This is a genomic window from Streptomyces sp. NPDC056347 (assembly GCF_042262625.1).
Taxonomy (GTDB): domain Bacteria; phylum Actinomycetota; class Actinomycetes; order Streptomycetales; family Streptomycetaceae; genus Streptomyces.
On sequence record NZ_JBHJQP010000139.1, the window covers coordinates 1 to 21,777 of the forward strand.

The following is a 21,777-nucleotide window of genomic DNA, read 5'->3' on the forward strand; positions in this document are numbered from 1 at the left end:
TCGCGGCTCCGGGCCCGTCGTCGTACCGCTGTCGTGCGGCGGACTACTTGGTCCACTCCGCCCAGGACATGTTCCAGCCGTTGAGGCCGTTGTCCGGCTGGATCGTCTTGTCCTTCGAGTTCTTCACGACCACGACGTCGCCGATGAGCGAGTTGTCGAAGAACCAGGCGGCCGGGGTGGTCTTGCTCCAGGCGCCTCGCACGTCCTGCAGACCGACGCAGCCGTGGCTGGTGTTGGTCGTGCCGAAGATGCCGGAGCCGCCCCAGTAGTTGCCGTGGATGAAGGTGCCCGAGGTGGAGAGCCGCATGGCGTGCGGCACGTCCTTGATGTCGTACTCGCCGCCGAAGCCGACGGTGTCACCGTTCATCCGGGTCACCTTGAGCTTCTCGCTGATGACCATCTGACCGTTGTACGTGGTGGTCGCCGGGGCGCCCGCCGAGATCGGGATGTCCTTGATCTGCCGGTCGTCGCGGACGACCTTCATCCGGTGGCTGTCCGCGTCGACGGTGCTGACCTGCTTGCGGCCGATGGTGAACGAGACCGTCTTGGCCTGCTTGCCGTAGACCCCGGGCCGGCCCTCGACGCCGTCGAGGTTGAGCTTGACGGTCACCTTGGTGCCGGCGGCCCAGTAGTCCTCGGGGCGGAAGTCGAGGCGGTCGTTGCCGAACCAGTGGCCCTCGACCGGGACGGACGGCTCGGCCGTCACCTTGATGGCCTTCTCGACCGCTTCGGGGTCGGTGATGCCGCGGGTGAAGTGGATCGAGACCGGCATGCCGACGCCGACCGTGGAGCCGTCCTCCGGGGTGTACTGCCCGATGAAGGTGTTCTGCGGGACGAGGGTGGTGAAGGTGGTGTCCTTCGCCGACTCACGGCCCTCGGAGTCCTTGGCGACCGCGTGGACCTTGTACTTGGTCGCCGCGGCCAGGTGCTGGTCCGGCGCCCAGCTCACGCCGTCGGCGGCGATCTTCCCGTCGACCGCCGCGCCCTTGGGGTCGGAGACCTTGACCGTGGTCAGCTTCCCCTGCGCGGCCGAGATCTTCAGCGCGCCGCTGGTGGCGACGGACTCCGCGCCGTCCTTGGGCGCCACGGTCACCACGGCCTTCGAGGCCGCGGTGTCCTCGGCCTTGCCGCCGCCCTTGCCGGTGCCGCCCGCCTCGTCACCCCCGCCGCACGCCGTCACCAGCAGCAGCAACGCGCCCGTCACCAGGGCCAGCCCGGCGCTCCGCCGCCCGCCCCGTATGCCGTTCGTCCCGGCCGATGTCCCCGATATCGGCTGCCCGTTCAATGTGGTCGTCTCCCCTCGCACGGCCTGGCCCCGCCATGGCCCCGGGAACCCTCGGGTTCCCTCCCCCGCGCACTGCATATGCACGCTCGGTGAAAGATAATCACAACAACCATGGGGAAATGAGCCCTCAGATGTCACCGTTCAGTCCCAAATCGCGACCGGACTCAGGTAGCGGTGCGGGCACCGGACCGGGCACCGGTCAGCCGAGGATGCCCCGGTCGTAGCCGATGGCCACGGCGGCGGCCCGGTCCTTGGCTCCGAGCTTGGCGAAGACATGGGTGAGGTGGGTCTTCACCGTGGCCTCGCTGATGAAGAGTTCGGCGGCGATCTCCCGGTTGGAGGTGCCCTTCGCGACGAGTTCGAGCACCTCGCGCTCACGGGCCGAGAGCGATTCGCCGCCCGCCGCCGGGGTGCGCACCCGGGAGATCAGCCGGGAGGCGACGGCGGGCGAGAGGACGGTACGCCCGTCCGCGGCGGCCCGGACGGCGGTGAACAGTTCGTCGCGCGGGGCGTCCTTGAGCAGATAGCCGGTCGCGCCCGCCTCGATCGCGGGCAGGGTGTCGGAGTCGGTGTCGTACGTGGTGAGGACGAGGACCCTCGACCGGGCGCCGCGCCGGGTCAGTTCGGCGATGGCGGCGACCCCGCCGCCGCCCGGCATCCTGAGGTCCATCAGGACGACGTCCGGGTCCAGCCGGGCCGCGAGCTCGACCCCCTCCACCCCGTTCGACGCCTCGCCGAGGACCTGGAAGCCCGGGGCCGAGTCGAACATGCCGCGCAGACCGTCCCGTACGACCGGGTGGTCGTCGACGACGACGAGCGTGATGACGTGTGCGGATTCCTGAATCATGACGGGCCAACCGTACGGGTCAGGCGGCGGTGCGGACCAGGGGCACCCGCGCGCTGACCGCCGTGCCCCGGCCCCGCTCCGTCTCCACCTCCACGGTCCCCGCGACGCGTTCGGCGCGGGCCCGCATGCCGCCGAGGCCGAAGCCGCCCGCGCCGCTGTACGGGGGCAGGGCGGCCGGGTCGAAGCCGCGGCCGTCGTCCCGCACGTCCAGGGTGAGCTCGTCGTCCATGAACGACAGGGTGACGCCGACCCTGGCCGCCCCGGCGTGGCGGGCGGCGTTGGCGAGGGCCTCCTCGCCGATCCGCAGGAGGGTGGCGGCGATCTCGTCGTGGACCGGTTCGACGGTGCCGGTGACGGTGAACCCGGCCCGGACGCCGTGGCGTTCCCCCCACGTGGTGACCGTGCGCTTCAGCGCGCCCGGCAGGTCGTCCTGGGCGAGCGCGGCGGGCACCAGGTCGTGCACCGAGCGGCGGGCCTCGCCGAGGCTGTGCCGGGCGAGGGCGGCGGCCCGGTCCAGGTGCGTCCGGGCCAGCTCGGGGTCGGTGTCGCCGATCGAGGTGACCGCCTGGAGCTGGGCGATGATGCCGGTCAGCCCCTGGGCCAGGGTGTCGTGGATCTCGGCGGCGAGCCTGCGCCGTTCGTCGGCGATGCCCGCCTCGCGGGCCTGGACGAGGAGCTGGGCGTGGAGTCCGGCGTTCTCCGCGAGGGCCTGCTCGAGGCGCGCGTTGGCCGACTCCAGTTCGGTGATGGTGGCGACCTGGACGCGGGCGTGGTCGGTCTCGCGCTCACCGATCCGGGCGAAGACCATGGTGAGGGTGGCGTGCAGGGCGAACAGGGCGCCGAAGGCCACCCAGTTCATCGCGGAGGCGGGCGGCAGCCCGCTGCCGCACTGCGCACCGGCCATGATGACGGCGGTGATCAGCAGTCCGGGGCGGATCGCCCGGCGCGGGAGCAGCCGCCCGGCGTCGAAGTACCCGAGGATCGCGTACACCGAGAAGAACGGGTTGCACCAGGTCAGTGCGAAGCCGAGCGCGGTGCGGGCGGCGAAGTAGCACTGCGACGCCCGGCCGCCGGGCGGATGCTTCGGCCCGACGTGCCCCCACAGGAGCTGGAGCGCGACCGCCGCCGCGACCAGTGCCGCGGCTCCGTACACCGCCGTGCGGTCCATCATCATCGGGGCGCTCACCGCGGAGACGACGGTGCTCAGCCCGAGCAGGCCGTAGGGCCCGTACCGGAAGAACCGGTCCCAGCCCGCCTCGGCGCTCGTTCTTCCGGCCCTGCCGACCATGGGTGTGCTCCCCGTTTCCATGCGCGCAGTCTGCCCGTACTCCCCCGCCGCGGTCACTCCCCGCTCGTCCGTGGCCGGCCGCACCCCCGTTCATCCGCGGCCGGTCACTCCCGCGCTCTCCTGCGTCCCGTCACTCCCGCGCTCGCCGACGTCCGGTCATTCCCGCGCCCGCTTGCGGCCGGTCACTCCCAGCGGAACAGCCGGGTCGCGAGGAAGGCCAGCAGTACCGCCCAGAGCGCGGTGACGCCGAGGTGGGCCAGTTCGGGCCAGCTGCCGGCGGCCGCCCGGTTCAGCGCCTCGGAGGCCGAGCCGAACGGGGTGAACCGGACGATGGTGCGCAGGGTGTCCGGCATGCTCTGCACCGGGATCCAGACCCCGGCGGTGAACATCGTGATCAGGTAGACGACCGAGCCGAGCGCGGCGGACGCCTTGGCCGTACGGGCGAGGGCACAGAGCAGCGAGCCGAGCGCCAGCACGCTCACCACCGCCAGCAGCAGCGCCAGGGCGTAGCCGATCGGCTGCCCGGGCAGCGCGACGCCGAAGCCGATCCGGCCGACGGCCATCGCCAGCGCGGCGGAGCCCAGGGCGGCGAGGCCGTGCAGCGCGATCTGCGCGGTGAGCAGCGCGGAGGGGCGCACCGGGGTGGTGGACATCCGGCGCAGGATGCCGCGTTCGCGGTAGCCGGTGAGGACCGGCGGCATGGCCTGGAGCCCGGCCATGATCATGCCGAGCAGCACCGCCACCGGTACGTAGAGGTCGATGACGCGCCGTCCGCCGAGGTCGTCGGTGTGCTCCCGGAAGGAGGGGATGAGGCCGAGGATCGTCAGGAGCGCGGTCGGGAAGACCACGATCCAGAACAGGCTGCCGGGTTCGCGGAGGAAGAGCCGTGCCTCGGCGCGGAGCACCGCCCGGTGCGCGGAGGTGGCGGAGGAGGCGGCGGGGGCCCTGCCCGTGGGGGCGGTGGCCGGGTTCGCGGTGGTCATCTCAAGCCGCCTGTTCTGTCTGGTCCGTGAGGTCGAGGAAGGCGTCGTCGAGCGTCGTCTCCGAGACGCGGAGCCGGTGTGCCGTGATGCCGTGCCGGGCCAGCAGCGAGATCACCGCGTTGACGGTCTCGTCGTTGCCGCTGATGACGATCCGGTCGCTCTCTCCCCCGCTCTCGCCCTCGCGTTCGCGTTCGACGGAGACGGCACCGGGCAGCTGGGCCAGCTCGGTGTCGGCGAGCGGCCGCGAGGGGGTGAAGGAGATGACCGTGGAGCCGTCGGCCCTGCCGATCAGCCCGGACGGGGTGTCGAGGGCGACGACCTTCCCCTTGTCGATCACCGCGATCCGGTCGCAGAGCTGCTGTGCCTCCTCCATGAAGTGGGTGACCAGCAGGACGGTGACGCCGCCCGCGCGCACGTCCTCGATCAGCTTCCAGGTGTCCCGGCGGGCCCGCGGGTCCAGTCCGGTGGTCAGTTCGTCGAGGATCACCACCCGGGGGTTGCCGACCAGGGCGAGCGCGATGGACAGCCGCTGCTTCTGCCCGCCGGACAGCTTGGCGAAGCGAGTGTCGTACTTGGTGTGCAGGCCGAGGCGCTCGGCGAGCTGCCGCCAGTCGGCGGGGTCCGGATAGAAGGAGCTGTACAGCTCCAGCGCCTCGGCCACGGTGATCTTGGGCTGGAGTTCGCTCTCCTGGAGCTGGGCGCCGAGCAGCCGGGTGACCCGGCCGCGGTCGGCGACGGGGTCGAGTCCGGCGACCCGGACCGTACCGGCGTCGGGAGCGCGCAGTCCCCCGACGCACTCCACCGTGGTCGTCTTGCCCGCGCCGTTGGGGCCGAGTATTCCGAAGATCTCGCCCTCGTCGACGGTGAAGCTCACGCCGTCGACCACAGTGCGCCCGGCGTACGCCTTGCGCACGCCGTTCGCTTCGATGATTGCCATGCCCCGAGCATCGTGGCGCGGGCTCCGGCGCACCATCGTCCATCACGCTCGAAGCGGCATCAGCCGATCGGTTGATACCGGCTACGACCTGCGCTCCCCCACAATTACGCGCGCGCTCGACTGGCGAAAAACCACATGAGCGATGTCAGGGTCGAACCGTAGTCTCGACTGTGATGCCCGAGGAACATGTAGAGACCAAGGAACGGTCCACCGCACAGTCCCTGCTGCGCTTGTGGCCCTACGTCAAACCTGTACGGAAGCGGCTTTCCGGTGCCGCGCTGGTGGCCATCGCCGCGTCCTGCGTCGGCCTGGTGATCCCGCTCGTTCTCAAGTGGCTGGTCGACGGCCCGGTGGCGGACCGCGATCCGGGAGGTGTCTGGCTCGGCGCGCTGTACCTGCTGCTGCTGGGCGTCGCCGAGGCCGGGCTGTTCGGGGTGCGGCGGTGGATGGTGGCCCGGCCGCTGGCCGGCGTCGAGGCGGAGATGCGGGCCGATCTGTACCGCCACCTCCAACGGCTGCCGGTGTCCTTCCACGACCGCTGGCCCTCGGGCCAGTTGCTCTCCCGCGCCACCACGGATCTGATGCTGCTGCGGATGTTCCTGGCGTTCCCGCTGACCTTCCTCCTGGTCAACGGGGCGACGATCGTGGTCGGTTTCGTCATCCTGCTCTCGCAGCAGTGGATGCTGGGGCTGGTGCTGCTCACCCCGGTGGTGCCGCTGATGATCATCTGCTCGGTCTTCGAGACGAAGTTCGCGGTCGTGGCGCGCCGGGCCCAGGACCAGGTCGGTGACCTGACCACGGTCGTCGAGGAGAGCGTGCTCGGCATCCGCATCGTCAAGGGCTTCGGCCGCCACCGCAGCCAGGCCCTCGCCTTCCGCGCCTTCTCCGAACGGCTGCGCGCCACGGAGCTGGAGAAGGCCCGTCTCCTGGCGTGGATCTGGTCCGCCATCACCGTGATCCCGGAACTGGCGATCGGTGCGGCGCTGGTGCTGGGCACGATCCAGGTCGCGGACGGCGACCTCTCGGCGGGCACCCTGGTCGCGTTCCTGTCCACCGCGCTGGCCCTGCGGTGGCCGGTCGAGTCGATCGGCTTCCTGCTGGCGATGTGCCAGGAGTCGGCGACGGCGGCGGACCGTTTCTTCGAGGTGATGGACGTACCGGAGGAGGCGGACGCCGCCAAGACCTCGGACGCGGCCGGGAGGGCCGATGCCTCCGCGGCCGGCACCCTCGCGGCCGGCGGCCCGGCCGACGACCACCCGGCCAGCGACCTTCCGGCCCGCGGCGAAATGGTCTTCGAAGGCGTGGAGTTCCGCTATCCCGACGCGGCGCCCGGCTCCGAGCCCGCGCTCGCCCGGATCGACCTGCGCGTCCGGCCCGGCGAGACGATGGCCCTGGTCGGGGCGACGGGCTCCGGGAAGACGACGCTCACCGCGCTGGTTCCCCGGCTGCACGACGTCACGGCCGGGCGGATCACCCTGGACGGCACGGACATCACCGCCATGCCCCGGGAGCAGCTGCGCGAGCTGGTCTCGGTGGCCTTCGAGGAGCCGACTCTCTTCTCGGCGAGCATCGGGGAGAACGTCCTGATGGGCGCCGAGGGAGCCGGGGAGGAAGAGCTGCGCCGGGCCCTGTCCATCGCCCAGGCCGACTTCGCGTACGAGCTGGCCGAGGGCGTCGGTACCCAGGTCGGCGAGCAGGGCCTCAGCCTCTCCGGCGGGCAGCGGCAGCGGCTCGCACTGGCCCGCGCGGTGGTCGGGCGGCCCCGCTTCCTGGTCCTGGACGACCCGCTCTCCGCCCTGGACGTGCACACGGAGGCGCTGGTGGAGGCCGCGTTGCGGCAGGTCCTGGAGGAGACCACGGCGATCGTGGTCGCGCACCGGCCGTCGACCGTGATGCTCGCGGACCGGGTGGCGCTGCTCTCCGAGGGCCGGATCGCCGCCGTGGGCACGCACCAGGAGCTGCTGCGCAGCAGTGCCGAGTACGCCTGGCTGATGTCGGGCGCCTCACGGATACCGGACGGGGTCGCCCCGGACACCTTCCCCGAGCCGTCCCCGGCCGGTGCCGCGTGCGCCTCGGGCCTCCCCGCCGAGAAGGGCCTCACCCGATGACGAGTACGACGACGGCCGCCTCCCCCGCCGGACCCACCGGGAACGCGACGGACCCGGCGGACCCGCCGGGCCCCGGCGCCGAGGACCGCTTCGACCGGGACGATCTGCCCACCCCGCCCGGGGCGACCGGCGCGCTGCTCAGGTCTCTGCTGCGGCCGATGAGGGGCCGGGTGGCGCTCGTGGCGCTGCTGCTCGTGGTCCAGCAGGCGGCGTTCCAGGCCGGGCCGCTGCTCGTCGCCTACGCCATCGACAGCGGGGTGCCCGCGTTCCGGGACGCGGAGTACGGGCCGCTGATCGCGGTGGCGGTCGGGTACGCGCTGTGCTCGGCGGTCGGCGGGGCCATGCAGTACGGGTTCGTCCGGATCTCCGGGTTCATCAGCCAGGACGCGCTGCTCGACCTGCGCGGCCGGATCTTCCGCCACTCGCAGGCGCTGAGCGTGGACTTCCACGACCGCTACACCTCGGGCCGGCTGATCTCGCGGTCCACCACGGACGTGGAGTCGCTGCGGGAGCTGCTGAGCGAAGGGCTCCAGGAACTGATCGGCGTGGTGCTCTCGTTCGTCACCATCTCGCTGATGCTGCTCTGGCTGGACCTCGGCCTGGGCGCGGTCGCCGTGCTGTCGTTCGTCCCGCTGTATCTGCTGGTGCGGCGCTTCCAGCGGCGGGCCGGGGAGATGTACGGCGCGAAGTCCACGGCGACCGCCGGGGTGATCGTGAAGTTCGCGGAGACGATGAACGGTATCCGCCCCGTACAGGCCTTCCGCCGCGAGCGGGCCAACGAAGCGCACTTCGAGAAGCTGAACCGCGCCCACGAGCGGACCAATGGCGGCGCCATGCTGGAGATGGCCCGCTATGTCGTCGGCTCGCGGCTGGTCGCCAACACCGCCGTCGCCGGAATCGTGCTCTGGGGTGCGTACCGGGTGGCCTCGGGCACCCTGGCGCTGGGTGCGCTGGCGGCGTCCGTGCTCTATCTGCGCCGCCTGTACGACCCGATCGACCGGCTCGGCATGTTCCTGAACTCGTACCAGTCGGCGGCCGCCTCGCTGGAGAAGATCGCCGGTCTGCTGGCCCAGACCCCGTCCGTGCCGGAACCCTCGGCCCCCCGGGAGCTGCCGGCCCGGACCGGCGAGGCCCCGGGCCGGGAGGTCGTCTTCGACGGGGTGCGCTTCGCGTACCGCACGGGCGGCGAGGTGCTGCCCCGCTTCGACCTGACGCTCCCGGCCGGGCAGACCGTCGCCGTGGTCGGGTCGACGGGCGCGGGCAAGTCGACGCTGGCCAAGCTGCTGGCCCGGTTCTACGACCCGACGGACGGCCGGGTGCTGCTCGACGGCACGGACCTGCGGGACCTGGCCGTGCCGGAACTGCGGCGCGGGGTGGTGATGGTGACGCAGGAGGCCTTCCTGTTCTCCGGCACGGTCGCCGAGAACATCGCGATCGGCAGCCCGGACGCGAGCCGCGCGGACATCGAGCGGGCCGCGAAGGCGATCGGGGCTCACGAGTTCATCAGCGCCCTGCCCGACGGCTACGACACCGACGTACGCAAGCGGGGCGGCCGGATCTCGGCCGGTCAGCGCCAGCTGGTCGGCTTCGCCCGCGCGCTGCTCGCCGACCCGGCGGTGCTGATCCTCGACGAGGCGACCAGCTCGCTGGACATCCCCGGCGAGCGCGCGGTGCAGCAGGCCATGGACACGGTGCTGCACGGCCGCACCGCCGTGGTGATCGCCCACCGGCTGTCCACGGTGGAGATCGCGGACCGGGTCCTGGTGATGGAGCACGGCCGCATCGTGGAGGACGGCACCCCCGCCGAACTCATCGCCGCCACCGGCCGCTTCGCGGGCCTGCACCGGGCGTGGCGGGACAGCCTGACGTAGCCGCTTCGGACACAGGTCCCGCGTCCGTGCACGCGATGGTCACCCGGGATGCGCAGTGCATGCGCATCCCGGAGTCCGGTTCCTGGAAGGGCGTCCACAGGAGAACGCGCTGGAGCCCGGGCGGGAAGCCCGGTTCGCACCAGGCCCACACGCCCCGCGCACGCCGTGGACCGGCTCGACTCGTCGGCGGCGGTCCGGTCGCTGGAGGCTCGAACGGGCTGCTACCCGTCCCGCCAGGCACTGACGGTCCAGAAGACCGCGAAACCCGTCCACACGACGGCGAACACCCAGATCACGGGGTGGCCGCCGAACAGTGCCATGGAGCCGAGCCAGCCGACCCCGACGGCCACGAACAGCAAGCCGGCGCTGTGGAAGGCGAAGAGGCCGGAGGGCCGCCCGCTCAGCAAGGCCCATGCGCCGCCCGCGAGGGTCAGGCAGCCCAGCGCGAGCCACGGGAGAACCACCTGCTGCGAGGAGGGCGCGTAGGAGTCGATGTGGCCGCGAACCCTCAGCTCCACGACGTCCCCCCGCCACAGCCGGACTTCGGCGCGGTCCCCCTCCCCGGCATCGCCGTACGTCACCGACGCCACGCCCAACCAGGTCGCATCCCCTGCCCATTGGACCTTCAGGTCGTGGTACGTCGTGCAGGTCGTACCGCCGCCTCCGCCGCCTGCGGTGGTCACCCCGCCGGCCGTCGCACCGCCGGCGCCACCGGCGGTGTTCATACCGCCTCCGGCCGTGATGCCTCCGGTGCTGATGCCTCCCGTCGTGCCGCCGCTCGTGCCGTTGTACGTGCAGCGCTCACCCGTCCGCCGGTCGAGCACCGTGCCCGCCTCACGTCGTACGCACAGTTCCCCCTCGTCCCCGTTCCCGCTCCGGGCCCCGCCCCGGCAGACCGGTGCGTCGCGGTACTCCATGGTCGCTCCGTAGCCTTCAGCGACCTGCTGACCGCAGAGCAGGACTCCCCATCCGGCCGCGAGGACGAGCAGCCCCCGTAACCAGTGGGGCAGCCGCCTGCGGTACCAAACGCTGCCGTACCCCCTGCTTTTCACCCAGCCGTAATTCCCGTTCGGCCGAGTCCCCATGCACCGGCCCCGCCGCGGAACGTCGTACAAGGGCCGGAACGGGCGGGTGGGAATCCCGGGCCGCCACTGCCGGAGCGCCGGGCGTCAGGTCCAGCCGTGTGGCGGTGGGACGCAATCCGCCGGTCCGCTGTCGCTGATCCGGTGAGGGGACCGGGACGATCCGTCTCACCGCGCTTCACATCGCCGGGATCTCCGTCCGGGCCGCGGGGTGGCGTCAGTCGTCGAACCAGACGACCAGCCTGACATCGTCGTCGCCGTGCAGTTCGGCGAGGGTGCGCATGACGGTCCAGACCGGACCCCACTCATCGTCGGGTACGGCGTCGCGGCGCCTGAGGCGCTCGACACGGAACATCCGGTCCCCATCGATCCACTGGGAGCCCTCCGGGAAGTGCGGTTCGGGCCGGACCGCGATGTGAGCCGGCTGTCCGCAGAGCTCGACGAATCGCCGAGGAACAGAGCAGTGCCGCTGGAGGAACCGCCAGTCGCCGTGCGGATCACGGCAGTACTCGCGGATGCGGGCATCCGGCTCGGCGGACTCCTCGTCCCAGTCGACCCGCTTGAGCTCCGCCCAGCTGACCCAGCTCGCACTTCGCCCGGCCGTCGTCCCATGGCCGTCGCGGACCCGGCTCGACGCGTCGGCGGGCAGTCCACGGACGGGTGCCACCGGTACGAACTGCTCGTTGTCGCAGACGCCGAACAGAGCGCCGAAGGCGTCATGGTTCCTCGGCACCTTCAGGTGGTCCAGGTCGATGGCCGCATGCCAGAACGAGTCCGCCTCGTGGTCCCGACAGTCACGGTGGCACTCGATGAAGCCCTGGATGTCCTTGCCCATGCCGCCATGATCCCGGGCAGGCCTCCACCGGACCAGGCCTTGTCGGTCACCTGCCGCCACGCGGCGCTCCGTGCACGGCGTCGAGCGCCAGGTCCAGCAGCCGGGCGGCCTGTTCGGCGTCGTCGCCGTGGGCCGTGGACAGCGCGATCGCGGTGACGAGCCGGACCAGGTCGTCGGCGGCCAGGTCGTCACGGGCCGTTCCGTGCCGCTGCGCCCGGGTGAGCAGACCGGCCGCGGCGTCCAGGATCAGCTGGTGGCAGTCGAGGCCCAGCGCGCCGGGCCCGTCGACCATCAGGGCACTGCCGATGCCCTGGTTGGCACGGGCATGGGCCAGGAACGCGCCCAGCCACCGCTCCAGCGCGTCGTCGGCGCAGTCCGCGGTGCCCAGCTTCTCCGCGTACGCGCACAGCGTCAGGATCCGGTCCTTGAGGACCGCGGTCAGCAGGGCCCGGCGGTTCGGGAAGTGCCGGTACAGGGTGCCCGGCCCCACGCCGGCCCGGCGGGCGATCTCGTTGAGCGACGCGGCGGGGCCGGCGTCGGCGAACACCTCCCGCGCGGCGGCCACCAGACGCTCCCGGTTCAGGCGCGCGTCGGTGCGCTGCGGCGATCCGGCGCCACTGCCTTGTTCCGTCGCCATCGTCCTGCCTTTCCGTCGCCTCCGGAATAGCCAAGCGGAGAAGTTCTCCGTATCTTAGCGGGCGTCAACCGGAGAACCTCTCCGGAACGTCTGGTCAAGGAGTGCGGATGGCGCGCGACGTATCGGCCGAGCTCGGCCCGGTCGGGATCTGGACCTTCGCCTACGAGGGGCAGCCCGCCGGGCGGGTGCGCGAATCGGCCGCGGAGATCGAGGAGTTGGGCTACGGGGCACTCTGGTACGGAGAGGCGTTCGGCCGTGACACGGTGGGCCAGGCGTGGCTGCTGCTGTCGGCGACCCGCCGACTGGTCGTCGCTTCCGGGATAGCCAACATCGCCTTCCGGGAACCGCTGGCCACCGCCGCCGCGGCACGCACGCTCGGCGAGGCGTTCCCCGGACGCTACGTGCTCGGTCTGGGCGGGCACCGCGTCGACGACACCGTCCATGAAGTGGACGGCTATCCCGTGCCGGCCCGCGGCAGGGCGGTGCGCACGATGGGCTCCTACCTGGACGCCATGGACGCGTCGCCCGCCCACGGCCCCGTACCGGACCCGGCTCCGCGCCGCGTACTGGCCGCCCTGGGCCCGAAGATGCTGGAGCTGGCCGCCGAACGCACCTGGGGCGCGCACTCGTATTTCGTCCCCGTCGAGCACACCGCACGGGCCCGCCGGATCATGGGGCCGGATGCCTTCCTCGGGGTCGAGCAGGCCGTTGTGCTCGACCCCGACCTCTCCCAGGCCCGTGAGGTGGCCACGGCGCACGTCGCCGGATATCTGGCGGCGCCGCACCAGGTGGCCAGTCTGCGGCGGCTCGGCTTCGGCGACGAGGACATCACCGGCGGTCCGAGCCGCCGGCTGGTGGACGCGATCGTCGCCTGCGGGGACGTCGAGGCGATCCGGCGACGCGTTCGGCAGCACCTCCGGGCGGGAGCCGACCACGTCTGCCTGCAGGTACTGACCGCCGATCCGGCCGGGCTGCCGGAGCGGGAGTGGCGCGAACTCGCCCCCGCCCTCGTGCCCCGTCACCCCGAGGCGGCCGCCGCGCCGCGCTGAGGGGGCCGGCCGCGACCGCTCGCCGCCGTCATGATCCGCCGGACGCGGCTTGCGGGCGCACTCCCGGAAAGTCCCTGAACTCCCGCCGGGCGTGCACGAGCATCGCGTGCACCGCGGGGTTGTGGGCGCCCTTCCAGACCAGGGCCAGCAGGGCCGGTGTCCCGACGTCGACGAGGGGGCGGACGGTGAGCCGGTCCCGGTAGGTCTCGGCCATCGAGGCGCTGAGCACCGCGACGCCGAGCCCGCGGACCGCCAGGTCGGCGATGGCCTGCGCGGCGCCGGCCTCCAGCGCGATGGTGGGCCTGAGGCCCTGCTCGGCGCACGCCTCGTCGAACACCGCGCGCAGGCCGGTGCCGGGCGGCATGCAGACGATCGGGTGGGTCATCAGATCACGCAGGGCGACCTGCCGCCGCCGCGCCAGCGGGTGCCCGGCCGGGACCGCCGCGACGAGCCGTTCACTGATGAGGGTCAGCGACTCCAGTCCGTCGGGGGCGGCGGTCGCGGTGCCGATGAGCGCCAGGTCGACGGCGCCGGTGCGCACGCCGTCGAGGAGCCGGTCGGACCTGTCCTCCAGCAGCGCGATCTCCACCCCGGGATGCGCCTCGTGGAAGGCGGCGAGGGCGTCGAACAGCGGGGTGAGGGTGCAGCCGACGACCATCCCGACGGTGAGCCGCCCCCGGATCAGGCCGGTCACCTCCCCCACCGCCCGGCCGACCGCCCCGGCCGCGGCGAGCGCGGCGCGGGCGTGTTCGAGCGCCGCCTTCCCCGCGACGGTGAGCGTGACGGTACGGGCGGAACGGTCGAACAGCTCGGCGCCCAGCTCCCGTTCGAGCCGGCCGATCCGGGCGCTGACACCGGACTGGCTGATGTGCACCCGCTCGGCGGCGCGGGTGAAGTTCCGCTCCTCGGCGGCCGCGACGAAGTACTCCAGCTGCCTCAGATCCATGACCAGTGATTCTAGTTCGCAGAAATTCCATCTGTTGGACTTCTGATCCACCGGCCACCACCCTGGGAAGTGCCACCGGAACCCGACCTCAGGAGGAAACCGTGCCGGAGTACGAGCGGGCCATGCGGCCCGAGGACATCACCCGGCTGTTCGTCGAGCGGTCCAACGCCGGTGACGCGGCCGGGGTCGCCGCGCTCTACGAGGAGGAGGCGGTGATGGCCTACCCGCCCGGCGAGCTGACGGTCGGCCGGGAGGCGATCCGAGCCCTGTGGGAGAAGGTGCTGGCCCACGCCCCCCGGTTCGAGCCGGAACAGCCGCTGCCGACGCTGGTCAGCGACGGCATCGCGCTCACCTCGACCCCGCCGAAGGACGGCACCGGGGCCCGCGCCCAGGTGGTCCGCCGCCAGCCGGACGGAAGCTGGCTGCGCCTGCTCGACCAGCCCGAGTTCACCCCGCCCGCCCGCTGATCCGCGCACCCGCCGAGCCAATGGGGCGGAACCCGGCCTGGACGCCTCCCTGTGCACCACCGGCCGGGGTCACGGGACTCACGACGGGGCGGCCAGGGGGCATCCATGCCGCGAGGGCCGACCGCCTCCGGGTCGGTGATGAGAGCGCCTCGCGACCAGTGGCCCGGCTTCGGCCGGTCACAGGCTCGCGGCGATCCCGCGCTGGACCGGGCCGCCGCGCATCGCCCTCTCCGGCTCCAGCAGGCCGGTCGATACGGATACCAGAACTGCCTTGTCTCGTAGGAAAGTTGACAGGTCGAGAGAAAAACCTGGACATAATTCGCAGGCGCACGGCAACGGTATGGACCTACTCTGCCCGTCATGACCGACTGGAAGAGCATCGAGGCCGCCGACTGTGCCGTGCCCGCCGACCGGCCCATGGACGACCTCGTCCGCGAGCTGTCCCGTGCCCTGGCGGATCCCGATCCGCTGGTCCGGGACGGCGCGCCCTACACCGTCCTCGCGACCTGGATCGCTCGCGGGACGATCGGGGCGTCCCGGCGGCTGGAGCTGGGGGACGAGATGGCGGCCCGGTTCGCCGACCCGCGGATCGAGGCCCGCACCTTCGCGCCCCTCGTGCTCGGCATGCTGGTGGCCGCGGGGGACTTCAGGGCCGACTGGGTGGAGGCGTTCGAGCGCTGGTACCCGGCGGAGCGGGATCTTCGTGGCCACGACGAGACGCTCGGCTGGCTCCACGCGGTGGCGCACGGCGCGGACCTGCTCGCCGGCTTCGGGCGCCACCCTGAGGTGGCGCCGGTGCGGATGCTGAACCTCGCCGCCGCGCGGCTGACTGCGCCCACCGACCACGTCTATGACCAGTTGGAGGACGACCGCCTCGCCCGGGCGGTCGCCCGGGTCCTGACCCGTACCGATCTGAGCGAGCGCGATGCCGTCGGCTGGCTGGATCCGATCGCCGACCGCTTCGGGGCCGACCGCATCAGCACTCCGGTGCCCGCCCACATCAGCAACTGCCTGCGTACCCTGCGCCTGCTCTACATCCTCGCCGACCGGGGCGTGCGCCCCACCAGTGAACTGCCCGCGGAACCCCTCCACCACCGCGACGCGGTCAAGTCCGGCATCGCCACCGTCCTCGACCGGATCGTCAGACGCTGATCGACGGCGCCCAGTCGGGCCGGGCACCTCGCAGGCTCCTTCCCGGCCGGCCCGCCCCGAGAACCGGCGGCAGTTGAACACGAACGCCCGCCAGCAGGCGGCGGCGAAGCGCTGGTACGGAACTGCCGGGCGTGGAGCCGCACTTCGAACGCCCCCGGGTACGCCGAGTTCCGCATCGGCGGGCACCAGCACGAACCGGGCCCGATCGACAGCCGTTACGCACCCGCCGACGCGGGCACCGGTCCGGGCGGCGCGATCGTGTACCGGCACGTCGACGACGTGAGCGCGACGCTCGCAAGGCTCCGCTCCCCCCGGGGCGAAGGAGTACGAACCGCTCACGGAGCGTGGACCGGGCTTCGTCACCGCCTCCGTGACCAACCCCTTCGGCAACGTCCTGGGCGTGTTGGACAACCGGCACTGCCCCGAGGTGCCGGGACCGCCCCGAAGGCAGGCACTGTCGGAGGCGGCCGTTACAGTCGCCCGCATGAGGACTCCGGTGATCCAGGCGGTCGAGGCGACCGGGAAGACCTGGGACGACCCTTCCGAGGACGCCCTGCACGACCTGCTGGCCGACATGAACCTCACCTGGCGCTTCGTCGTCGTGAACCGGCTCGATGCCGAGCCCGCGGGCCAGCACTACATCCAGGTGTATCTCGACGACGACCTGAGCTATCAGGTGGAGTACCGCGAGGGAGGGCCGGACCGCCACTTCCGGGCGCGGGTGCCCCGGGACCGGGGGATGTTCTCGGTGGAGCCGGTGGCCGAGGTGGTCCAGGACTGGGCCGCCGGGCGCCCCGGCTGGCGCGAGGCACTGCCCTGGACCCCGTGGTCGCCCGCGTAGTCCCGCGGCCCGCGCGGCCCCGCCGGTAGCGGCGGTTGTAGCGCCCGGCCCCGCGCGGGACACTGGACACATCCGGCGACGAGGCTCGCCGTGACCGCGCCGGTGCGGCGCCGATCGCCTCCGTGCGAGCCGGGCGACCGGCGATGCGGTACGGGAGGTGGGCGCGGTGCCTCGTATCACCGTCGAGGTCGAGTCGACCATCGGTTCCTCCATCGGGAAGCACGGCGGCGCACGGTCCTCGCGGGATGAAGCGCCGGGCTGGCCCGTGGGCGAGGGGTACGTCGAGGACACCCTGGACACCGGCGGGCGGTCCGTGCGGACCATGGTCCTGATGCGGGAACCGGCCCGTCCGGGGGACGAGGTGCCGGCCTGGCCGGTCGCGGTGCTCCACCTGAACGACGGCCGGCGCGACCTGGACGAAGTGGTGTGCGTCGCGGAGGCGGAGCCGTTCATCGATCTGGTCGACCTCCCTGATCTCGGCCGCTGGCACGCGGAGCCCGCCGCCTGGGCGGCGGCGCTCGGCCGACTCTCGCCCGGTCCGGCGTACCGGATGACGGGCTGCGGCGGTCGCGTGGAAGCCGATCGGCTGGTGGCGGACGCGCACCACGCCTACCTCCAGCTCACCGGATGCATGGAGTTACCCACGCACGGGGAGTGAAGGGAGTCGGGCCGTGACGACGATCGCTGAGGGCCGTACGTTTCCCGCGGCAACGCTCGCGGCGGCGCGCGATCGGCTGCTGCGGATATGTGTGCATCTGCCGGTCGTCAACGGTGAACCGGGACCGCTCCACGCCCGCATCCTCGTCGTCGCCGACGTGCTGGCGCGGACGCTGGAGGCCGAGGGGCGGCAGCTGGCCCGGGTCTGCGCGCTTCCCGAGCCGTCACCGGAGCGGATCCTGGCGCTGGAGGCCTTCGTGGCGGCGCTCGGAGTGCAGCCCCCGGCCTCGTTCACCGGCAACGGTGAAGCCCTCGACGCCCTCGGAGGCCCGGCCGACGTGCACGTCTTCGGCGACGGGCGGTGCGATGCCGAACAGGGGGTGCGGGTGGAAGTGGGGAGCGTGGACGGGGCCGGGGCGCACCCGCCGCCTCCGGCCGGGGACGAGGATCTGCTCACCCTCAGGCTCGCGCTGCTCGGCCACCCGTACCACCGCCGCGCCACCCTCACGCCCCAGGACGTCGCAGACGCCGGACGGACGCTGGCGCACTGGCGGGCGCGGGTGGCGCACTGGGCGTGTTCGCCGTCGAAACCGGTCCCGCATGAGTTCAGCCACGCGGCGGCCGACATGCTGACCACGAGCCTCGACACACCGGCCGTCCTCGATCTGCTGCGCCAGGCCGAGGCGTGCGACGACATGCCCGAGGGCGCGAAGTTCGAGACCTTCGCCTTCCTGGACCGGATGCTCGGTCTGGAGCTCGTCCGCGAGGTCGGACGCGCCCCGCTTCCGGAAACACGGTAGGACGGTGCCCGGGGCCGCGGATGTTCCGGACGCGACAGGCGGGAAGCCGGCCCGGCGGGTGGGCCCCGGTCACCGCCTCGTTCGCCCTGCTCGCCCGGCCGCCGCGTGCGCCAACTCGGCTCCTGGGCCCGGTGGGTAGGGTGAACGGAAGGCGGTCACGAACTGGCGGGGGCGGGCATGGGCGACAAGGACAAGAAGGGGCGTCTTCGGCGCTCGTCACTGGTCGGGGCTGTCGTGGTCGTGGTCACCGCGGAGGCCACTGTCGTCGGCGGAGGCATCAAGGCGTCCCTGCCGTGGTGGGCCCTGGTGGGCACGGCTCTGGTGGTGGCGTGGCCCGCCGCCTGGACCGGGGCGCGGATCGGTCGGCGCGAGGGCATCCGCAGCGCGGCCCTGGCACCGGGTGAAACCGTGGTCGGCACCTACACGGTCCGGCCGCCCTTCACGGAGCACACCCCGCCGTCCGCCCACGAGGGCCCCCAGTACCAGCTGGTGGTGACCAGCGTCGGCCTGCAGATGTGGGAACGGCACATACTGCTGTGGCGGTACGGATGGCCGGACCTGCGCGTGACCGCCGACGGCCCGCGCCTGCGCGTGCTGCACGAGGGAAACGAGGTCGCGGCACCGCTGCTGGAGCCGACGACCGCCGCGCAGGAGATACGGCTCGTCGCGGCTCGGTACGCGGCCGGCTGAGCACAGCAGCGCGACCGGCGCACCGCTCATCCGACCGCCGACCTCCCGTGATCGCCGGTGATCGCCGGTGATCACTCGGGCCGACGGCCGGGCGGGGCGCCGGGCAGAGTTCCCGGCAGGTCGGCCGCGACCAGTTCGGCAGCGCGCGCGGGGCTGCCGTCGGCGCGTACGAGCAGTGCCTCCACGTCGTAGCCGGACGGCCCGAAGGCAGCGTCGACGCCGAGGCAACGGCCCCAGCCGAAGCGTTCCATCGAGACGGCGGCGTCCAGGTCGGGACGGATCCGGTGGAGCGTGGAGACCAGCTCCCAGGCCCAGGCGTCCAGGCGGGCCCGCCGCACCGGGTTGCAGGCGTTCACGGCATCGGTGACCCAGTCGTCGCCGGGCTCGTACTCCTGGAGGGCCGGCAGCGGTTCGGGGACGTCCGTGAGCCGCGTCGCGCTGAACGTGAGGGCGTGTGCGCCCTCGGGGTGGCCGATCAGTCCGGCCAGGAGCGGGACGGCGCGGGGGTCGTGCCGACGGGCCAGCGCGTGGATCGCTTCGGCACGGGTCCCGGCGTGCTCGTCGGCCGTCCGCTCCAGGAGCGCGGCCCGGATCGCGGGGCCGTCCACCTCGGCCTGGACACCGAGGGTGAACGTCGCCCAGTCACGGACGTGCGGGTCCGGGTCCCGCGTCAGCCCGATGAGGGTGTGGATGTCCGGCCCGTCCGGCAGGCCGGTGACGACCTCCGCGAACGAGCGGGCCACTTCCTCGCGGACCTCGGCCTCGGGGTGCCCGGCGAGGGCGACGAGGACGGGGACGGCGCGCGGGTCGCGGGTCGTCCCGATCGCGCGCGCCAGCGACCGCAGAACGCGGTCCTCGGCCTCCCGCCGCGCGAGGGCCACCAGCGCGGCGGCCGTCCCGGCGCGGCCCGCCTCGTGCTGACTGCTGGCGTCGCGCAGCAGGTCGCAGCCCGTCTCACGCGCGATGGGATCGGCCGAACCGATCAGCTCCAGCCCGAGCGGCAGCGCCGCCCCGTCGGCGGCCGCCCGCCACAGCACCGACGCGTATACGTGCCAGTCGTCCCGGTCCTCCGGGTCGTCCGGGCCGTCCGGGTCGATGGCACGACGCAATGCCGCCCGCGCCTGCGTGACCAGTTCCGCCACCGTTCCCGTTTCCATGCGGGCATTCTGGTGCGCGCACCCCGGGTACGCACGGGAATTGCCGGCCCGGGCGGACGGACCGACGGATGGGCGGGCAGAACGACGGGCGGGCGGGCGAAGGAACAGACACCGAACTCGCCGGAGACGAGCAGCGCAACGCGCCGGAACGCTGCATCAATCGGCTCGGTCGGCAGCACGGCCCGGCCATGAGAGCCAACGGGCTCGCCATTACCCGCCAGGCCGCACTCCGCCTTGCCGCCGTCCTCATCCGGAGCCGCAGATGACCGGGGGTTCCGGATTTCGGTCCACCTTCCGCGCCTCGCCGGCCTGCGGCCCCCCGCGTCCTTGGAAGGCCGACGGGGCCGCGCCCCTGCTACCGGTTGAGAATCTGCTCGCCCCTGTCCGCGACCTGCTCGGCAAGGCGTGCTCCTCCCGCGCGATCCGCGAGCACCTGCACAAGTGCGGCATCCGGGGGGTGATCCCCGTTCTGGCGGACCGGCACGGACACCGGCTGCGACGGGGCAGCCAGGGTGGCCGGCCACCGGCCTTCGACCGGGAGGCGTACAAGTGGCGCAACACCGTCGAGCAGCGCATCAACCGCCTGAAGCAGGGGCGCGGCATCGCGACCCGCTATGAAGAGACCGCCACCATCCATCCGGCCGGACTCCGCATCGCAGGCATCTTCCTCCGGTCCGCCCGATGACCCGGCCGAAACTGCCTAGCGCGGGACGCGGACGCTGTTGCCGAACTCGAAGACGCCGTCTTTGCCCGGCGCAACCGTGCCCTCGGCGTAGCCGCTGCAGTCGGAGGAACCGTAAACGGTAACGGTGACGTTGGTCTGGTTGTTGACGAAGAGCGGGATGAACTTCCCTGTGTAGCAACCCGCCGGAGGATTCTTGAACGTGTTGCCACTGACCCCGAGCGTGCCGTTGGCGGCACTCGCGCTGGTGGCGGTGGTCAGGCACAGCGCTGTCGCGGCAATGGCGATGCCTGCGGCGTGAAGCAGACGCTTCAAGGGATTCTCCTTCGGTGAGCTGGACCCCTCGGGCATCCATTCCCATGGGTTCCGGCCGCTTAGCGACCCGTTCGAGTGGTGCGGTCGAGGTCGTTGCGGCACTGTCGGCTCACGGCAGGGACCACCGTCCGCTTCAGGCTGGGCTTGAGGCCCGCGGGCTGCCTGGAGCGGCCCAGAGAAGCCGTGGCAGAGCAAGGCCCGACGACCTGATCCGTTCCGGGCCCGAGGGCAGCACACGTCCGTGCCACACCTCGATGTGGTTCCTGGTCACGCGGTGCTCAGGTCGCATGAAGCCATCTCACCACCGGCAGCCCGGAGCTTGTGCAGTGGTCCGTGGGAAACGGCCTAGTTCTCGGGCATGGGAACGACCGGCAGGAGGATGCCTTGGCTGACGACCGCGACCGCCCGTGCCAGGGCGGCTTCGTGGCTGCGGTAGGCCAGGGGATCGAGGCCGTTCTTCTCGATCCAGAAGGTCTGGGCGGTCGTCCAGGCGGCCTCGCGGGCCTCGGCGACGGAGAAGGCGCTGATGGCGTGCTTGAGCGCCTCCGCGTCCCGGGTGGTCAGCTTGAGGATCTCGGGTTCGTACTCGGCGCGGACCTCGGCCTCGGCGGCGGCGAGGAGGTCGTTGACCTTCTCGTAGTCCTGGTGGACCGGTGGGGTGTTGGGGGTGGTGTGGCGCTCGGCGCAGGTCTCGACGACGGCGACGGGGAGGTCGTGGTTGATGTGGGCGTTCATCCCGGCCAGCGCGAACTGCAGGGGCCAGATGATCCGGTTGTCTCGGGCGGCGAACAGCGGTGCCCAGGCCGGGTCGACCGGTCGGCCCGCCTGGTCGGCGTCGACGTTCCGCAGGTACAGGCCCGCGAAGATGACGTCCATCCGCTCGATGAACGCGTTGTCGCCGAAGGTGCCGGAGGTGATGTTGTCCTTCACCAGCTTGGTGACCTTCAGATACATGTGGTTGAAGCAGGCCACCCCGTCGCGGGGGTCGAGTTCGGCGTCGATCTGTTCCATCCGGGCGATGACGCCGTCGATGGTGGTGGGCAGTTGTGCGGTCGTGGCCATGGTGGCGGTCTCCTGGGGTCGGGTGGAGGTACGGGCGGGGCCGGGCAGGGCGGATACGGTGAGGCGCTTCCGTTCGGCCCGCGAGC

Annotated in this window: 22 protein-coding genes; 10 read left to right on the top strand and 12 right to left on the bottom strand. The window is 72.4% G+C overall.

Annotation, left to right across the window (positions count from 1 at the left end):
• Window positions 1-43: 43 nt before the first annotated feature.
• The 5 genes from ACFCV8_RS26720 to ACFCV8_RS26740 form a co-directional block, all read right to left on the bottom strand.
• On the bottom strand, window positions 44-1,285 hold the full coding sequence (locus ACFCV8_RS26720) for an Ig-like domain-containing protein (RefSeq protein ID WP_376687995.1): 1,242 nt from the start codon (window positions 1,283-1,285) through the stop codon (window positions 44-46).
• 199 nt (window positions 1,286-1,484) lie between these two features.
• Window positions 1,485-2,132 (bottom strand): response regulator, encoded by a 648-nt coding sequence (locus ACFCV8_RS26725; protein WP_376687996.1) that lies wholly within the window; start codon window positions 2,130-2,132, stop codon window positions 1,485-1,487.
• Window positions 2,133-2,151: 19 nt separating this feature from the next.
• A complete protein-coding gene (locus tag ACFCV8_RS26730) occupies window positions 2,152-3,441 on the bottom strand; it encodes a sensor histidine kinase (RefSeq protein WP_376687997.1) in 1,290 nt (429 codons plus the stop codon).
• A gap of 161 nt (window positions 3,442-3,602) precedes the next feature.
• On the bottom strand, window positions 3,603-4,403 hold the full coding sequence (locus ACFCV8_RS26735) for an ABC transporter permease (RefSeq protein ID WP_376687998.1): 801 nt from the start codon (window positions 4,401-4,403) through the stop codon (window positions 3,603-3,605).
• Window position 4,404: 1 nt separating this feature from the next.
• A complete protein-coding gene (locus ACFCV8_RS26740) occupies window positions 4,405-5,340 on the bottom strand; it encodes an ABC transporter ATP-binding protein (protein WP_376687999.1) in 936 nt (311 codons plus the stop codon).
• A gap of 173 nt (window positions 5,341-5,513) precedes the next feature.
• Here ACFCV8_RS26740 and ACFCV8_RS26745 point away from each other — a divergent pair, with 173 nt between their 5' ends.
• Together ACFCV8_RS26745 and ACFCV8_RS26750 are read left to right on the top strand one after the other, a co-directional pair.
• Window positions 5,514-7,448: an ABC transporter ATP-binding protein gene (locus ACFCV8_RS26745; RefSeq protein WP_376688000.1), complete on the top strand. Its 1,935-nt coding sequence runs from the start codon at window positions 5,514-5,516 to the stop codon at window positions 7,446-7,448.
• Window positions 7,445-9,319 carry an ABC transporter ATP-binding protein gene (locus ACFCV8_RS26750; protein ID WP_376688001.1) on the top strand — a complete coding sequence of 625 codons (1,875 nt, stop codon included), beginning with the start codon at window positions 7,445-7,447 and terminating at the stop codon, window positions 9,317-9,319. The genes ACFCV8_RS26745 and ACFCV8_RS26750 overlap by 4 nt, the downstream gene beginning before the upstream one ends.
• Window positions 9,320-9,540: 221 nt before the next feature.
• Here the strand turns inward: ACFCV8_RS26750 and ACFCV8_RS26755 are convergent, their stop codons facing one another.
• The 3 genes from ACFCV8_RS26755 to ACFCV8_RS26765 form a co-directional block, all read right to left on the bottom strand.
• Window positions 9,541-10,371 carry a hypothetical protein gene (locus ACFCV8_RS26755; RefSeq protein WP_376688002.1) on the bottom strand — a complete coding sequence of 277 codons (831 nt, stop codon included), beginning with the start codon at window positions 10,369-10,371 and terminating at the stop codon, window positions 9,541-9,543.
• 247 nt (window positions 10,372-10,618) lie between these two features.
• Window positions 10,619-11,236: a hypothetical protein gene (locus ACFCV8_RS26760; RefSeq protein WP_376688003.1), complete on the bottom strand. Its 618-nt coding sequence runs from the start codon at window positions 11,234-11,236 to the stop codon at window positions 10,619-10,621.
• A gap of 46 nt (window positions 11,237-11,282) precedes the next feature.
• Window positions 11,283-11,873 (bottom strand): TetR/AcrR family transcriptional regulator, encoded by a 591-nt coding sequence (locus ACFCV8_RS26765; protein WP_376688004.1) that lies wholly within the window; start codon window positions 11,871-11,873, stop codon window positions 11,283-11,285.
• Between the two features lie 107 nt (window positions 11,874-11,980).
• On the opposite strand from ACFCV8_RS26765, the gene ACFCV8_RS26770 reads away from it, so the two are divergent.
• Window positions 11,981-12,922: a TIGR03620 family F420-dependent LLM class oxidoreductase gene (locus ACFCV8_RS26770; protein ID WP_376688005.1), complete on the top strand. Its 942-nt coding sequence runs from the start codon at window positions 11,981-11,983 to the stop codon at window positions 12,920-12,922.
• Between the two features lie 28 nt (window positions 12,923-12,950).
• On the opposite strand, the gene ACFCV8_RS26775 is transcribed toward ACFCV8_RS26770, so the two are convergent.
• Window positions 12,951-13,868 carry a LysR family transcriptional regulator gene (locus ACFCV8_RS26775; RefSeq protein WP_376688006.1) on the bottom strand — a complete coding sequence of 306 codons (918 nt, stop codon included), beginning with the start codon at window positions 13,866-13,868 and terminating at the stop codon, window positions 12,951-12,953.
• Between the two features lie 101 nt (window positions 13,869-13,969).
• Between ACFCV8_RS26775 and ACFCV8_RS26780 the strand changes: the two genes are divergently transcribed.
• The 6 genes from ACFCV8_RS26780 (at window position 13,970) to ACFCV8_RS26805 (ending at window position 18,475) form a co-directional block, all read left to right on the top strand.
• Window positions 13,970-14,335: a YybH family protein gene (locus tag ACFCV8_RS26780; RefSeq protein WP_376688007.1), complete on the top strand. Its 366-nt coding sequence runs from the start codon at window positions 13,970-13,972 to the stop codon at window positions 14,333-14,335.
• A gap of 360 nt (window positions 14,336-14,695) precedes the next feature.
• Window positions 14,696-15,487, top strand: coding sequence for a DUF2785 domain-containing protein (locus tag ACFCV8_RS26785; protein WP_376688008.1), 792 nt, complete (start codon window positions 14,696-14,698; stop codon window positions 15,485-15,487).
• 484 nt (window positions 15,488-15,971) lie between these two features.
• Window positions 15,972-16,328: a hypothetical protein gene (locus ACFCV8_RS26790; protein WP_376688009.1), complete on the top strand. Its 357-nt coding sequence runs from the start codon at window positions 15,972-15,974 to the stop codon at window positions 16,326-16,328.
• A gap of 166 nt (window positions 16,329-16,494) precedes the next feature.
• Entirely contained in the window at window positions 16,495-16,986 is a 492-nt protein-coding gene (locus ACFCV8_RS26795; RefSeq protein ID WP_376688010.1) for an inorganic diphosphatase, read from the top strand.
• A gap of 13 nt (window positions 16,987-16,999) precedes the next feature.
• Window positions 17,000-17,785 carry a hypothetical protein gene (locus tag ACFCV8_RS26800; protein ID WP_376688011.1) on the top strand — a complete coding sequence of 262 codons (786 nt, stop codon included), beginning with the start codon at window positions 17,000-17,002 and terminating at the stop codon, window positions 17,783-17,785.
• A 177-nt stretch (window positions 17,786-17,962) separates the two neighbouring features.
• On the top strand, window positions 17,963-18,475 hold the full coding sequence (locus ACFCV8_RS26805) for a hypothetical protein (RefSeq protein WP_376688012.1): 513 nt from the start codon (window positions 17,963-17,965) through the stop codon (window positions 18,473-18,475).
• A 71-nt stretch (window positions 18,476-18,546) separates the two neighbouring features.
• Here the strand turns inward: ACFCV8_RS26805 and ACFCV8_RS26810 are convergent, their stop codons facing one another.
• Entirely contained in the window at window positions 18,547-19,632 is a 1,086-nt protein-coding gene (locus ACFCV8_RS26810) for a HEAT repeat domain-containing protein (RefSeq protein ID WP_376688013.1), read from the bottom strand.
• Window positions 19,633-19,894: 262 nt separating this feature from the next.
• Between ACFCV8_RS26810 and ACFCV8_RS26815 the strand changes: the two genes are divergently transcribed.
• On the top strand, window positions 19,895-20,317 hold the full coding sequence (locus ACFCV8_RS26815) for a hypothetical protein (RefSeq protein ID WP_376688014.1): 423 nt from the start codon (window positions 19,895-19,897) through the stop codon (window positions 20,315-20,317).
• 15 nt (window positions 20,318-20,332) lie between these two features.
• Here the strand turns inward: ACFCV8_RS26815 and ACFCV8_RS26820 are convergent, their stop codons facing one another.
• Together ACFCV8_RS26820 and ACFCV8_RS26825 are read right to left on the bottom strand one after the other, a co-directional pair.
• Window positions 20,333-20,629, bottom strand: coding sequence for a hypothetical protein (locus tag ACFCV8_RS26820; RefSeq protein WP_376688015.1), 297 nt, complete (start codon window positions 20,627-20,629; stop codon window positions 20,333-20,335).
• A 345-nt stretch (window positions 20,630-20,974) separates the two neighbouring features.
• A partial coding sequence (locus ACFCV8_RS26825; RefSeq protein WP_376688016.1) for a DUF5995 family protein occupies window positions 20,975-21,777 on the bottom strand: 803 nt, incomplete at its 5' end.